Source organism: Aquiflexum sp., from assembly GCF_977115555.1.
In genome coordinates this window covers 1-13,835 of the sequence record NZ_CDSBKL010000075.1, presented here as the reverse complement: position 1 = coordinate 13,835, position 13,835 = coordinate 1, and the positions used below count along the sequence as shown (strand labels likewise).

General features: G+C 40.7%; 12 protein-coding genes. 7 read left to right on the top strand and 5 right to left on the bottom strand.

Annotated elements, in window-relative coordinates; all coding sequences use genetic code 11:
• Positions 1 to 97 precede the first annotated feature (97 nt).
• The 4 genes from ACZFYI_RS06880 (at position 98) to ACZFYI_RS06865 (ending at position 5,354) form a co-directional block, all read left to right on the top strand.
• Positions 98 to 1,360, top strand: coding sequence for an NAD(P)/FAD-dependent oxidoreductase (locus tag ACZFYI_RS06880; protein WP_462523388.1), 1,263 nt, complete (start codon positions 98 to 100; stop codon positions 1,358 to 1,360).
• A gap of 128 nt (positions 1,361 to 1,488) precedes the next feature.
• Positions 1,489 to 3,903, top strand: coding sequence for a TonB-dependent receptor plug domain-containing protein (locus ACZFYI_RS06875; protein ID WP_462523387.1), 2,415 nt, complete (start codon positions 1,489 to 1,491; stop codon positions 3,901 to 3,903).
• A gap of 72 nt (positions 3,904 to 3,975) precedes the next feature.
• Positions 3,976 to 4,395, top strand: coding sequence for a DsrE family protein (locus ACZFYI_RS06870; RefSeq protein WP_462523386.1), 420 nt, complete (start codon positions 3,976 to 3,978; stop codon positions 4,393 to 4,395).
• Between the two features lie 131 nt (positions 4,396 to 4,526).
• Positions 4,527 to 5,354: a ZIP family metal transporter gene (locus ACZFYI_RS06865; protein WP_462523385.1), complete on the top strand. Its 828-nt coding sequence runs from the start codon at positions 4,527 to 4,529 to the stop codon at positions 5,352 to 5,354.
• An 8-nt stretch (positions 5,355 to 5,362) separates the two neighbouring features.
• Here ACZFYI_RS06865 and ACZFYI_RS06860 read toward each other — a convergent pair whose 3' ends face one another.
• Positions 5,363 to 6,118: an LOG family protein gene (locus ACZFYI_RS06860; protein ID WP_462523384.1), complete on the bottom strand. Its 756-nt coding sequence runs from the start codon at positions 6,116 to 6,118 to the stop codon at positions 5,363 to 5,365.
• A gap of 134 nt (positions 6,119 to 6,252) precedes the next feature.
• Positions 6,253 to 7,314 (bottom strand): DUF481 domain-containing protein, encoded by a 1,062-nt coding sequence (locus ACZFYI_RS06855; protein ID WP_462523383.1) that lies wholly within the window; start codon positions 7,312 to 7,314, stop codon positions 6,253 to 6,255.
• Positions 7,315 to 7,408: 94 nt separating this feature from the next.
• Between ACZFYI_RS06855 and ACZFYI_RS06850 the strand changes: the two genes are divergently transcribed.
• From ACZFYI_RS06850 to ACZFYI_RS06840, 3 genes are all read left to right on the top strand, one after another.
• Positions 7,409 to 8,341 (top strand): sugar phosphate isomerase/epimerase family protein, encoded by a 933-nt coding sequence (locus tag ACZFYI_RS06850; protein WP_462523382.1) that lies wholly within the window; start codon positions 7,409 to 7,411, stop codon positions 8,339 to 8,341.
• 188 nt (positions 8,342 to 8,529) lie between these two features.
• On the top strand, positions 8,530 to 9,072 hold the full coding sequence (locus tag ACZFYI_RS06845) for a hypothetical protein (RefSeq protein ID WP_462523381.1): 543 nt from the start codon (positions 8,530 to 8,532) through the stop codon (positions 9,070 to 9,072).
• 373 nt (positions 9,073 to 9,445) lie between these two features.
• Positions 9,446 to 11,635, top strand: coding sequence for a TonB-dependent receptor family protein (locus tag ACZFYI_RS06840; RefSeq protein ID WP_462523380.1), 2,190 nt, complete (start codon positions 9,446 to 9,448; stop codon positions 11,633 to 11,635).
• A gap of 44 nt (positions 11,636 to 11,679) precedes the next feature.
• On the opposite strand, the gene ACZFYI_RS06835 is transcribed toward ACZFYI_RS06840, so the two are convergent.
• From ACZFYI_RS06835 to ACZFYI_RS06825, 3 genes are read right to left on the bottom strand one after another with little or no spacing between them, the layout of a single operon-like run.
• Positions 11,680 to 11,973, bottom strand: coding sequence for a chaperone modulator CbpM (locus tag ACZFYI_RS06835; protein ID WP_462523379.1), 294 nt, complete (start codon positions 11,971 to 11,973; stop codon positions 11,680 to 11,682).
• Complete coding sequence (locus tag ACZFYI_RS06830; protein WP_462523378.1) at positions 11,960 to 12,874, bottom strand: DnaJ C-terminal domain-containing protein; 915 nt, start codon at positions 12,872 to 12,874, stop codon at positions 11,960 to 11,962. Before ACZFYI_RS06830 ends, ACZFYI_RS06835 begins: the two co-directional genes overlap by 14 nt.
• Positions 12,875 to 12,881: 7 nt before the next feature.
• A complete protein-coding gene (locus tag ACZFYI_RS06825) occupies positions 12,882 to 13,529 on the bottom strand; it encodes a Crp/Fnr family transcriptional regulator (RefSeq protein ID WP_462523377.1) in 648 nt (215 codons plus the stop codon).
• Between the last annotated feature and the right edge of the window lie 306 nt (positions 13,530 to 13,835).

The following is a 13,835-nucleotide window of genomic DNA, read 5'->3' as shown; positions in this document are numbered from 1 at the left end:
GGAAAATTTTTTCGATTTTTTTATAAATGTGATTTTCATCACTGTTTAAGGCTTTTTTGGACATTACATTTATTGTACACAAAAAAACCAAATATCCATGAGCCACTATCAGATATTGATCATTGGAGGAGGAACAGCCGGAATAACTGTCGCAGCACAGCTCCGAAGAAAAGATAAAAACCTTCAGGTTGCCATTCTTGAACCTTCCGAAAAACACTATTACCAGCCTGCATGGACATTGGTAGGTGCGGGTACATACAAATTTGAGGATACCGAAAGATCCGAAGCTAGGTATATCCCAAAAGGAGTCACTTGGGTCAAAGACAAAGCCACAGAACTGAATCCCGAAAAAAACATGGTGAAAACAGCCAAATCAGGGGATATTACCTATGATTTTTTGATCTTGGCACCGGGGCTGATCATGGCACCGGAATTACTTCCCGGACTTACTGAGGTAATGGACAAAGGAGTTGTTTGTAGCAATTATACCAATTCCAAACATACCTGGGAAGTATTGCAGAATTTCAAAGGTGGAAATGCGGTTTTTACCCAGCCTACTACCCCGATCAAATGCGGTGGTGCACCACAAAAAATCATGTACCTCGCAGAGGAATATTTCAGAAAATCTGGTGTGAGAGATAAAACCAAGGTGATTTTTGCTACTCCGGGCACAGTGATTTTTGGGGTAGAGGTCTATGCCAAAACATTGAATAAAATCATTGCCGACAGAGATATTATCCTCAAAACCTTCTATGCCCCTGTCAAAATTGACGGCGCCAAACAAGAGATTACTTTCAAGTATATCAAGGGTGATTTTGATGAATATTCCAAAAAACTAGATGCCCGAATCATGGAGAAAATGAGTGGTGAAACAGAAATCACCATCCACTATGACATGCTTCACATTGCTCCACCACAGCAGGCACCGGATTTTGTCAGGAATTCAACCGTATCGATGAAAGAGGGACCCGGAAAAGGATGGGTAGACGTTGACATCAATACACTACAACACTTAAGATTTCCAAATGTATTTTCCCTTGGCGATGTGGCTGCGCTGCCTACTGCCAAAACAGGGGCTGCCGTGAGAAAACAAGCTCCTGTAGTAGTAGGTAATTTGATTCATTTGATAAAAACCAAGAAGGTTGGTGAAATGAAATACGAAGGCTATTCCTCTTGCCCTTTGGTGACAGGATACAGCAAAATGGTCTTGGCAGAATTTAAGTATGACAACGTCAGAGACAGTGACCCACTCATCTCAACTTTTGTAGATACCAGCAAGGAACAGTATAGCATGTGGCTGCTCAAAAAATATGTACTCCCAAGAATGTATTGGGACATGATGCTCAAAGGAAGAGCCTGATAGAGATGACCCGGAGAGACACCGGGTCATTTTCTTTTTCAAAATACCGACCGATCGATTTTCTTTAAAATAAATTCCCCTTTTTATTTTTCAAAAGTTCTCTAACTTCCCGAGCGAATTTCAATAAAATGCTTAGGACCATATTATTGCTTTTGATTTTGTTTCAGGTTGAAACGGCCTTCGGGCAGATATTATCAGTTAGGGAATCGGGTTCTGAATCGCCCCTTGAGTCAGTTACTATTTCTTCTGCAAAATCAAAACTAATAGCACATACCGATAATAAAGGTGAGGTAGATATCAGTAATTTCGGAGATCAGGAAAGAATAGAAATCAGGCTCTATGGCTATATTCCAATATCAAAAAGCTACCGCCAATTGGAAACTGAGGGCTTCCGGATTTACCTCCAACATTCTGAGATCACCTTGCAACAAGCAGTAGTCTCTGCTTCCAGATGGAGCCAGTCGAGACATGAAATACCTTCTCGCATTACTACCATATCCACCGAGGAAAGAAGCCTTCTAAATCCACAAACCGCGGCTGACCTTTTGGCAATTTCCGGGGAAGTTTTTATCCAAAAAAGCCAACAAGGCGGAGGAAGCCCAATGATCAGGGGTTTTTCGACGAATCGGTTATTGTATACCGTCGATGGTGTAAGGATGAATACAGCGATTTTTAGAAGCGGTAATCTTCACAATGTCATTTCTTTGGATCCCTTTGCCACTGAAAGTACTGAAGTCTTTTTTGGTCCGGGATCGATCATTTATGGAAGCGATGCGATAGGGGCCGTGATGAGTTTTCAGACACTCGAAGCCCAACTGTCAACCTCTGAAAAAACGGATATCTCAGGAAATGTGACTTTGAGAACCAACACTGCCAACAAAGAAAAAACAGGGCATATCCACCTGAAATATGGAGGAAAAAAATGGGCCGGAGTCAGCAGTTTCAGCAAACATAACTTTGGTGACCTTAGGATGGGAAGTAATGGACCTGAGGAATTTTTGAGGCCATCTTTTGTGGTGACAGAAAACAATCAAGATGTGTTGGTGGAAAATCCAAACCCCAAAATCCAGGTTCCATCTGGGTATGACCAGATCAACCTGATGCAGAAAATCAGGTTTTCTCCTAACAAAAAATGGGATTTTCAATACGGTTTTCATTATTCAGAAACTTCTAAGTTTTCGAGATATGACAGGTTGATCAGGTTTAGACCAAACGGGCAACCCCGTAGTGCTGAATGGGAATATGGCCCACAAACCTGGATGATGAACCATGTCAAGATTTCTCATAACTCCGAATCAAAAGCCTTTGACCAGGTCAATTTAAACCTTGCCGTCCAAAAATTCGGTGAAAGCAGAATTGATAGGAACTTCAAGGACCCAATCCGCCGGACAAGAACAGAAGAAGTCATGGCTTATTCAGTCAACCTTGATTTTTTGAAGACTTTTCCAGAAAATGCCAAACTGTTTTATGGCATTGAGGTGATCCAAAACGATGTGCAATCCACAGGCACGGATGAGAACATCAATTCTGGAGAAGTATCCGTAGGCCCAGCAAGATACCCCCAAGCCACTTGGCATTCCTATGCCGCCTATGGCACTTATCAAAAGAAACTTTCTGCAAAATCATTGGTACAGGCGGGGCTGAGGTACAATTTCTTTGGATTGAATGCCGACTTTAGCAACAACCTTGATTTTTATCCATTTCCGTTTGAAAAAAGTGAAAACCGGGAGGGTGCTTTCAATGCTAGCACCGGATGGGTTTACACTCCGGCACCGGAATGGACAATGCATTTAAATGTTTCAACAGGATTCAGATCCCCAAATGTAGATGACATAGGAAAGGTTTTTGACTCCGAACCGGGAACAGTGATTGTTCCTAATCCTGACCTAAGTGCAGAATATGCCTATAATTTGGAAGCCAACGTTGGAAAAGTTTTTGGAGATTGGATGGTGATTGACCTCACCGGATATTTCACCCATTTGGACAATGCCATGGTAAGAAGGAGCTTCAGCCTCAATGGGCAAGACAGTATTATCTATGACGGAGAATTGAGCAAAGTCTTGGCTTTACAAAATGCCGCTTTTGTCCGCATCATTGGGCTTCAGGCCGCATTAGAAATCAAGCTGCCTTTGAATTTGACCTTTTCTTCAAAATTAAACATCCAAAAAGGAACAGAAGAAACAGATGACGGAACTCAAAGCCCCTCCCGACATGCCCCACCTACTTTTGGGGTAAGCCGTCTTGAATACCAAAAAGAAAAATTGACAATTCAGCTATTTTCTGAATACTCAGGAGGGTTTTCATTTGAACAGCTTCCACTTGAAGAAAGGGGAAAACCTGAATTGTATGCCATTGATAAGGATGGAAACCCATACAGTCCTTCTTGGGCTACCTTAAATCTGAAAGGATTGTATCGATCCAATAAGTATTTGGCTTTCAGTCTTGGTCTGGAAAACATCACCGATGTCAGGTTTAGAGCATACAGTTCGGGAATAGCTGCACCGGGCAGAAATTTTATCCTGAGTCTGATGGTAAATTTCTGATTACGGTTGACATTTCGTGACACCTATCACCAAATTAAATTTATAAATGAAGTAGCTTAACAGAAAAAAAACATGCGCACTTCCCTCACATTGCTCCTTTTGGTCCTATTTACCGCATTTGCCTCAGGCCAGGTGGTATCTACCGCTGAACATAAAATCCTCTTCCAACTCACAGATGGTGAACCTGAGGTACACAAAAAGTTTATCAGGCAACTCAACAATGTACTCACTGCCGCCCCCAATGCCAAAATCGAAGTGGTCACACATGGAATGGGCGTGGATTTACTCTTGAATAATAACAAAGCTTTAGAAAACGATTTGCAAAAACTGGTCGATAAAGGAGTCGTATTTGTCGTCTGTGAAAACACTATGAAGCAAAGGGATTTGAAAAAAGAACAGTTTCTTCCCTTGGCTGGATTTGTCCCTGCGGCCATCATTGAGCTCGTCATGAAGCAGGAAGCCGGTTGGATTTATATCAAGGCGGGAGGTTGAAAACAATTCTAATTCAGGCCGTTTTTTTGATCCCTTTTCCCTTTTTTGGAATGAGAACAAGTTATACACTAAATAATTCTTTTTTCAGCATTATATGAAAAACTTAGATAATTTTGTAGAAAACATACCCAATGCTCGAAACCGTTGAAAATTTCGCAATTGAGATCGGTCCTATTAAGGCCGCTTTGCTAGCAACTTTATTCACATGGTTTGTTACTGCAATGGGAGCTTCCATTGTATTTTTCTTTAAGACGATCAACAGGGCCGTTTTTGATACCATGCTTGGATTTACAGGAGGGGTGATGATTGCGGCGAGTTTTTGGTCACTTTTAGCACCTAGTATCAAGCATTCTGAAAAAATGTTTCCATCCATGCCATGGTTTCCGGCTGCAATAGGCTTCCTTCTTGGCGGCTTTTTCATTTTCGGATTGGACAAACTTATGCCACACCTCCACATCAATTTCAAAAAAGAGGAAACTGAAGGTGTAGCCACCAAATGGCATAAATCCACACTTTTACTTTTGGCGATCACGTTACACAATATCCCTGAAGGACTAGCTGTAGGCATCCTGTTTGGGGCTGCGGCAAACGGTATGGAAGGAGCAAGTATCTCTGCAGCGATCGCATTGGCCATAGGTATCGGAATACAGAATTTTCCTGAGGGTCTTGCAGTCGCAATACCGCTGAGGAGGCAGGGAGTCAGCCGTAGAAAAAGCTTTTGGTATGGACAGTTATCGGCTGTCGTAGAGCCCATCGCAGGCGTACTAGGTGCTGTAGCTGTCATACATATGCAGGATGTACTTCCTTATGCATTGTCCTTTGCAGCTGGCGCGATGATTTATGTGGTAGTAGAAGAAGTAATCCCCGAAACCCAACGGGACAAATACACTGACCTGGCAGTGCTTGGATTCATGCTTGGCTTTACCGTCATGATGATTTTGGATGTGGCTTTAGGGTAAGATTCATATCACCCCTTTTCCCCCAAGATAACAACCGGTTTGACGACAGGCTTCCTTTTTAAGCCAAATGCATCGATGGCGTATCTGCTGATATGGGCTTCCATTTCTTCCACCGAATCAGTCAATAAAAAAAGCTCCAAATCTTCCTTGTTTATGGTTCCATATTCGGCCATATGCTTGATATAATTATACAGCTCATGGTGAAAATCGCTGCACATCAATACCACAGGAAAGCGCCTCATCACATTGGTCTGAATCAATACCAAAGCTTCGAAAAACTCATCCAAGGTGCCAAAACCTCCCGGCATGACCACAAAAGCATAGCTGTATTTTGAAAGCAGGACTTTCCTGACAAAAAAGAAGTTGAAGTCCATCCATTTGTCCAAATAAGGATTGGGATGCTGCTCAAAAGGTAAAATGATATTGCATCCGATAGATTTACCTCCGACATTTTTGGCACCTCGGTTTGCTGCTTCCATGATGCCGGGACCGCCGCCTGTCATGACAGTAAAACCCAATTTGCTGACTCTTTCCCCAACTTTGACTGCGAGTTTGTAAAATTTATCATTTTCCTGAAATCTCGCAGAACCAAAAACAGTCACACAAGGCCCTACAAAATGGAGCATCCTAAATCCCCTGACAAATTCCATTATAACTTTCATGAGGAATTTGAAATCTGCCCAACGTGTCTGTGGACCGGCAAAAAAGGCTTCTTCCTCAGGGTTGACCAAAGGAGAAAACCCGGTAAAATGTTTTTTTATCATTGGGTAAACCTATTAATAAATCCAAAAATTGAAAAGAAATTTCTATTCCGAAAATGGTGATAAAAAGAACATTTCTTCTTCATGGATAAAAGTTTGAATTGGATTCTTATCAAGCTGGTCTTTGTGTGAGGAGATTACTTAAACTTATACCCCACATTAAATACAATACCATAATCAAAGTTGGTGTTGCTTCCTTCCAATGCCTGATTGTCATAGTTGGTGTAAAATTGTAAACCTAAGTCCAAATTACTGATCACTTCCCAATTAACTCTTGTTTCTCCGTCAAACCTTTTTCTTCCATTCTGATTTACCCCAAAAAAGAATTTGGGGATAATTGAAAAAGAAAGATTTGGCGCTGCATAATGGAAATAATCCAACTTAAACTGTGCAGGAATCTCAAAAAGATTACCCGATGTGGTTCCTTCCAAACTCCTTTCTTGGTTGATAACAACCCCCGAACTCAAAACACCCTGGAGGTTACTTTTAAATAGAAACCGCCTACCAAATCCAACCAATTCCTGTATCCTACTTGCCAAACCTAACTCAATATTTCGCTGGTAGTTCAATGCCAAACCGGCTACCAATACTGAATTGATATTATAATAACCTCCTACAGCAACTGATTCACGGTCCCGTGTTTTTTCACCTTGGTTATTGGTATATATAAATGATCCATTAAACTCCAAACGGAATTTTTGTTCCGTAAACATCAAATTCCAATCAATATTTGTCCTCCCGATATCACTTGACTTTGTATAAGAATACCCTAAGGCAACTGTACCTTTTATCTTTTTAATAAATTTCTTTTCCAAAGATACCAAATTGAAAATGTTGATGATTGGGTATGGCTTCTCTACAAAACCATCATCGACAATTACCTCTCCGTACACTTTTGAGGGTTTCAAAATTCCATAATATACCGATTCGTCGATGGTTTGGATCCTGTAGGTCGACATACCGGCTTTGATTGTTTTGATTTTGTGGTATTTGACATTTTGCACTGAAAGGTCAACGTCATCAAATTGGATGATGCCCAAACTGATGCTATTCAGCTTCCCGACCATGATCTGACCATTTCTCAGGTAAAGGGTGTCCTTTTCCTGGGCATTGGCAATGAAGCTGACTGAAAGCAGGCAAAAACAAATAAAAACAAGAAAAAACCTTGAAATCATGGTCCAAAATATGAATTTATTCAATCAAAAGAGTTTGATCTAAAATTATTTTAACCAAAATTGAATAAGTAATTCCCCTCTGATTTCACTGATTGAAATTCAAATCAAATTTTAAAACATGAACAGACGCACATTTTCCAAAGTGACTTCACTAACCGTTATCGGTTCTTGCTTAATGGCTGCTCTACCTTCAATGGCTTCTGGTCTCAAAGCCAAAAGCAAAATCCGGCTTGGAGGACCTCTGTTTGAAAAATTTGATTCTCCTGAAACTTGGGTGGCTGCTGTAAAAAATACAGGCTATCGGGCGGTATATTGTCCCGTAGGACTTCAGGCTGATAACAATGAAATAAAAGCATATAAGAAAGCCGCTGATAAGGCTGACATCCTCATTGCCGAAGTGGGCGCATGGTCTAACCCTATCAGTCCTGACAAAAAAACCGCCAAGGAAGCCTTGGATAAATGTGTGGCCTCATTAGACCTTGCCGATCAGATCGAAGCCAAATGCTGCGTCAACATCGCCGGATCGAAGGATGCCGAGATTTGGGCCGGTCCTCACCAAGACAATTTCTCGGAAGATACTTTTGACCTGATCGTGGAGACAACCAGGAAAATCATCGATCAGGTCAAACCAAAAAACACCTTTTACACCTTGGAGGCCATGCCTTGGATTTTTCCTGAATCGGCAGATTCCTATCTCCGGTTGATCAAAGCCATAGACCGCAAAGCTTTTGCTGTCCACCTTGATCCCGTCAATATGGTAACAAGCCCGGCCCTTTTCTTTAGAAATGAAGATATGATCAAAGACTGTTTCAAAAAACTCGGCCCTTTTATCAAAAGCTGTCATGCCAAAGACCTGGTATTGAAGAAAAATACTTTTATGCCGGAATTTAACGAGGTCAGGCCCGGTCTTGGCCAAATGGATTACAGAATTTTTCTTTCCGAACTTGCGAAATTCCCTGAAGTGCCACTCATGATGGAGCACCTGCAGACAGCAGAGGAATATAAAGCTGGGGCGGAGTATATATGGAAAGTGGAAGAAGAAATCAGATGAGGAAAAGCCTTTAAATTGGTTAATTTGCTCAAAAAAAATCAAATAGACGTCTGTAATCCATTTGAATTTCGACTTTACTCAGGCTTTAATTAACCAATTATAAGGATTCCTACTTATTAAATGGCAATAAATGTTTGCCATGATTTTAATTTCACCCTATATTTCCTGCTTCTAGAAAAATCTTCTGATTGAAAAAATCCATTCCCATATTATTATTGACTTGCTTTGCCCTATACCACTTTGGGTATTATGGTCTTTACTTTTCATATTCAGCCAAAATAGAAACAAAATGGTCTGAAAGGATTTTTCAAGATCAAGAAAACCTTGAAATTAAAATAAAACATATCCCGATTTCCTTGCCTTATATGGCAGATCAGGAACATTTTCAGGTAACCAATACTGCTTTTGAAGAAAACGGACAGCATTACAGAGTGATCAAGCAGCGGTACTTAAGCGATACTTTGGAAATTGTTTACGTAGCTGATATAGAAAAAGGAAATCTCACTAAAACCCTAAAGAAATGGATCAGCTCTTTGGTTCAAGATGAAAATCCAGACCCTAGCAGCAATAGTGTATTGTCAAAACTATTTGCTAAAGACTACTCTAAGCCGGAAAACAGCTTTTTATTCATCCCATTTAACCAATTTAGAGAAAAGTTTACTTCCTTGATTTTTTTGGAATCTGAAAATGATTATTCCAAATTGGATAGCCCTCCTCCCCGGTTCTCATAAAATATTTTTATTCTTAAAAGGGATGAAAAGGTCTCCTAAATTTGAGACAACTTTTAGTCTTAAAACCAAATTAGAGACTTGTATAACACGCTCGTCACACTGATCCCAACAACAGTATTGGAGAAGTGTCTCATTATTCTGAGATCTTTCATCCTCGTACCTCGGATTCAAGATGACGCAACACCAACCTTCATTCCTTTCCTGACCATTTTAAATTGTTAAGGACATAGAATGAGGGATGACCAATCGTCATTACACTTTCTTTTGACCATTTAAGATCCCTGAGTGATGTACAATTTAAAAGACTATGGACTATTTTCTGTGGTCTGAATATTTTCTAAAACCAATTTCAAATGACAATTTGAAAATTCCTATGAAACAAAAAATTACATTACCATATATATTAACCTTGTTATTGAATCTGATCTGGGGAATGGCATTTGCCCAGACTGACACCCTTAGCAATTATGACCTAAAGGAGTTTAAGGTACTAGGAGTCAGGGAAAATGAGGTTATTGTACCCCTTGCCAATATCCACAAAACTTTTATCATCGGAGGGAGGAAATCAGAAGTCATCTCTGTCAAGGACTTACCTGCAAACCTCGCAGAAAAAACAGGTCGTCAGGTTTTTGCCAAAGTTCCCGGCGGCTTAGTCTATGACATGGACGGTTCCGGCAATCAGGTGAATTTCTCGGTCCGTGGGTTGGATGCCCACCGCAGTTGGGAATTCAATGTCCGTCAAAACGGAACCATCATCAATACGGATATGTATGGCTATCCGGCAAGTCACTATTCTATGCCAATGGAAGCAGTCGAACGTATCGAATTGGTCAGAGGGACAGCCGCCCTTCAATATGGACAGCAATTTGGAGGAATGTTGAATTATGTGCTAAAAAGCCCGGATCCGACCAAGGTGTTTTCGTACGAAAACCTGACTACAGTTGGATCTTTTGGGCTTTTCGCTTCTTACAATGCTATCGGAGGCAAAGTGGGGAAACTGACTTATTATGCCTACTACCAAAAAAGAACCTCAAATGGTTATCGTGACAATGCCCGCTCGGATTCGGATGCGCAGCATGTCGGTTTGACTTATGACTTCAATGAAAACCTGAATTTCAACGTGCAGCTTTCAAGAAGCTACTACTTATACAGGATTCCAGGTCCATTGACAGACGGGCAGTTTGCCGAGAATCCAAGGCAAGCCACAAGGGAAAGGAATTTCTATTCCCCAGAAATTTACATCCCTTCCCTCTCTTTGGACTGGCAAATCAGCCCAAAAACCAGGTTTGAATGGATAGGTTCAGGGGCATTTGGACAAAGAAGTTCAGTTACTTTTGATGGTTTTGCCAATGTCCCCGATGTGATCAATCCTGAGACCAATGAATTTGCGCCACGAAATGTCGACATTGACAATTACCATAGCAGAACTACAGAAGCTAGGATTATACATGAATACCGATTGGGTCATGTCAAAAACTTCTTAACCGGATCAGTTCGGTATTTCAATAATAAGTTCGATAGAAGACAGCGGGGAATGGGGACAACAGGTTCGGATTTTGACCTTTCAGTTTCCAATGGTTTTGTGAGAGATATGACCCTACATTCTGAAAGCATTGCCATGGCACTTGAAAATCAATTTAATTTCTCTCCGAAATTCAGTATTTCTCCGGGGATCAGGTATGAATATGGCAATTCCGACATGACAGGACGCATTGACTACTTAGAAGAAGGCAAAGTTCCTAGAACGATTCCTTACAATTTCTTCACTTTGGGAGCCCATGCCGCCTATTTCATCAATTCCCATTCGAAACTGTATGGCGGTATTTCCCAAGCAGTAAGACCAGTGATTTTTCAGGACCTGATTCCCGGTAATCCCTTGGCTACCATCAATGAAAACCTGACCAATTCTTTTGGTTACAATGCCGAATTTGGTTGGGAAAACTCATTTGATGATAAGATAAAATACAACCTGACTCTTTTCAGGACTTATATAGGAAACAGGATCGGGAATATCCTTGTGGAGGAAAACGGTCAAACTTTGATCGCCAAAAGCAATATTGGCAACAGCATGACAGATGGAATTGAATTGTATTTGGATATGAAAATTATTTCTTCAAATCAATTTTCCCTTTCATTCTATACCGCCACATCCTATATGGATGCGAGATACCTAAATGGAAATGTTTCAAATGGAGAATCAAACCAGGACATTACGGGAAATAAAATTGAGGCAGTACCCACTTGGATCAGTAGAAACGGATTGACCGGAACCGTGGGCCCTCTCAAAATTGTCCTTCAACATCAGTTTGTCGGAGAATCATATGCTGATGCATTGAACACCAGGATTCCTCCGGCTTCAGGTGCAGTGGGAATTGTTCCCGAATACCATGTTTGGGATTTAAATATGGCATTCCCGTTTTTGGAAAAGTTTGTACTCAGGGCAGGAATCAACAATTTGTTTGACAAGCAATACTTCACCAAAAGACCCCAAATGTATCCGGGTCCGGGAATATGGTCCTCAGATGGAAGGGGATTTGTGGTTTCTTTTGGTGCAAAAATTTAAAGAAAGGTTTTTAATTTATCCCTATTTAAAAATAAGAAGCAGCCTTATTTCAGGCTGCTTCTTAATTTCCTTTTCAAAGAGAGGTTTTCTTCCTGAAGCTTTTCTATTTTATCCAAAAGACCGATCACCACCTCCACGCCTTCCGGACTGAGCTCCAGGTCTTTGTACAACCTGACGATCAGCTCAAGTTTTGTAAGCTTTTCTTCCTCCAAATAGAATTCCTCTTTTTCTTGGACTATTTCGACCAAACCCAATTCTTGAAAGGTAAAAATCAACCTAGATTCAATGCCGTGGTATTGGCAGAAAGTTTGGATGCTGATGTGGTTAGTTGGTTCCATGGGTTTTGAGTTTGGATAATTGTTCAAATAGTGCTTTTTCCTCCTCTGAAATGCTTTTTGGAATTTCTACTTTGTAAGTGACATAAAGGTCACCAAACTTTCCTTCTTCTTTGTACACTGGAAAACCTTTGCCTTTCAACCTGACTTTGGTATCGCTCTGCGTTCCAGGACTGAGTTTGAGTTTGACTTTTCCATCCATGGTTGGCACTGTGATTTCTCCTCCCAAAATCGCGGTATAAAGATCCACATTGACATTGGCATACAGGTCATTGCCCTCCCTGACAAAGTCAGTATCGTTTTGTATCACAAACTTGATATACAGATCTCCTTTTGGTCCGCCATTGGCACCTTCCCCACCATAGCCACGGATTTTGATGGTCTGCCCATCTTCCACACCGGCCGGAATGGTGAGGCGAATATTTTTGCCATCCACAGTAAGGGTCTGCTTTTGTGATTGAAAAACATCTGAAAGCCTGAGGTGTAACTCTGACTTGTAATCTGCTCCTTTATATCTGGCATTTTCCCTGCCAGAACTTTGGAAACCGGCGCCACCGCCAAACATGGAACTGAAAAAATCTGAAAAATCCTCTTCTGTATAATGTCCGGAATATGCCCTGCTGCTTCCCTGACCGGATGGCCTTGATTGTCGACCTCCTGCTTTTTCAAATTCTTCGGCATGTTTCCAATCCTTTCCGTATTGGTCGTATTTCTTCCTTTTCTCCGGATCACTTAGAACCTCGTTGGCTTCATTGACCTGTTTGAACCTAGCCTCAGCCTCCTTGTCATTGGGATTGAGATCAGGGTGATATTTCCTGGCAAGCTTCCTATAGGCTTTCTTGATGTCCTCGGGAGATGCTTTTTTATCAATTTCCAAGATTTTATAATAGTCTATAAATTCCATTTGCTTATCAATTTATGACTTCTATCTGATTTCTACCGATTTTGACTGTACCGTTTTGCTCCAGTTTTTTGAGCAACCTACCCACTACTTCACGAGAGGTATTCAGTTCCGATGCAATTTGCTGCTGTGTGGCTTTCAAGATTTGGGAATTATTGACATCCACTGCCTTGCGAAGGTAAGTAAGTAACCTCTCGTCCATATGATGGAAGGCGATTTCGTCAACTACTTTGAGTAGTTCTTCAAATCTGTATTGGTAGCTTGCCATGACAAAATAATACCAGGATTTGTATTGGAACATCCACTCGTCCAGCTTTTCGATGGGAATGTTGATGGCAGTAGTATCCTCTTGGGGAATGGCCTTGATCTTAGAATAACCTTCCCTGGCAGAACAGATTAGAGTAATCGCGCAGGCTTCACCTTCCTTCAGGTAGTATAGAAAAATCTCATGCCCTTCTTCATCTTCCCTGATTATCTTAATTGTCCCTTTGACAATCAAAGGAATCTGCTTTACCTGCTGCCCTAGATCCATCATGAGTTCTTCCTCTGGATAAAGAACCAACTCCCCTTCCCTGACAATTTCTTCAATTAACTCCTTTTCAAAATCAGGAAAATTGGCCTTCAGCAGGGTTTTGACGTCACCTTTGACACCCATCATAGTTTCTATTGATTTAAAATTGATTTCCCTCTTTCAAAATATCATTCTGTAATTTAACTTTTTAACAGCCAATTAATCATTAAATTGAACATTTTTATAATTTGATTTGGAAAACCAAACTTGATTACTAAATTTATTGAAGTATAAATTAACTATGTCTAAAATAAGAAAGAGATGGGGTTCATCAATGTAATATTTGACACATATAGGAAATACTTTATCCGGTAACTTTACCTTCTGAAAAATGTGAATAATAAATTTTTTGTAAAAAACACTGGATTTCATCGGGGAATACACTAAATTTAA

Excerpts from the sequence above, each read along its gene's own strand:
- ACZFYI_RS06880 (WP_462523388.1), top strand. The coding sequence starts at position 98 with ATGAGCCACTATCAGATATTGATCATTGGAGGAGGAACAGCCGGAATA.
- ACZFYI_RS06875 (WP_462523387.1), top strand. The coding sequence starts at position 1,489 with ATGCTTAGGACCATATTATTGCTTTTGATTTTGTTTCAGGTTGAAACG.
- ACZFYI_RS06870 (WP_462523386.1), top strand. The coding sequence starts at position 3,976 with ATGCGCACTTCCCTCACATTGCTCCTTTTGGTCCTATTTACCGCATTT.
- ACZFYI_RS06865 (WP_462523385.1), top strand. The coding sequence starts at position 4,527 with ATGCTCGAAACCGTTGAAAATTTCGCAATTGAGATCGGTCCTATTAAG.
- ACZFYI_RS06860 (WP_462523384.1), bottom strand. The coding sequence starts at position 6,118 with ATGATAAAAAAACATTTTACCGGGTTTTCTCCTTTGGTCAACCCTGAG.
- ACZFYI_RS06850 (WP_462523382.1), top strand. The coding sequence starts at position 7,409 with ATGAACAGACGCACATTTTCCAAAGTGACTTCACTAACCGTTATCGGT.
- ACZFYI_RS06840 (WP_462523380.1), top strand. The coding sequence starts at position 9,446 with ATGAAACAAAAAATTACATTACCATATATATTAACCTTGTTATTGAAT.
- ACZFYI_RS06835 (WP_462523379.1), bottom strand. The coding sequence starts at position 11,973 with ATGGAACCAACTAACCACATCAGCATCCAAACTTTCTGCCAATACCAC.
- ACZFYI_RS06830 (WP_462523378.1), bottom strand. The coding sequence starts at position 12,874 with ATGGAATTTATAGACTATTATAAAATCTTGGAAATTGATAAAAAAGCA.
- ACZFYI_RS06825 (WP_462523377.1), bottom strand. The coding sequence starts at position 13,529 with ATGATGGGTGTCAAAGGTGACGTCAAAACCCTGCTGAAGGCCAATTTT.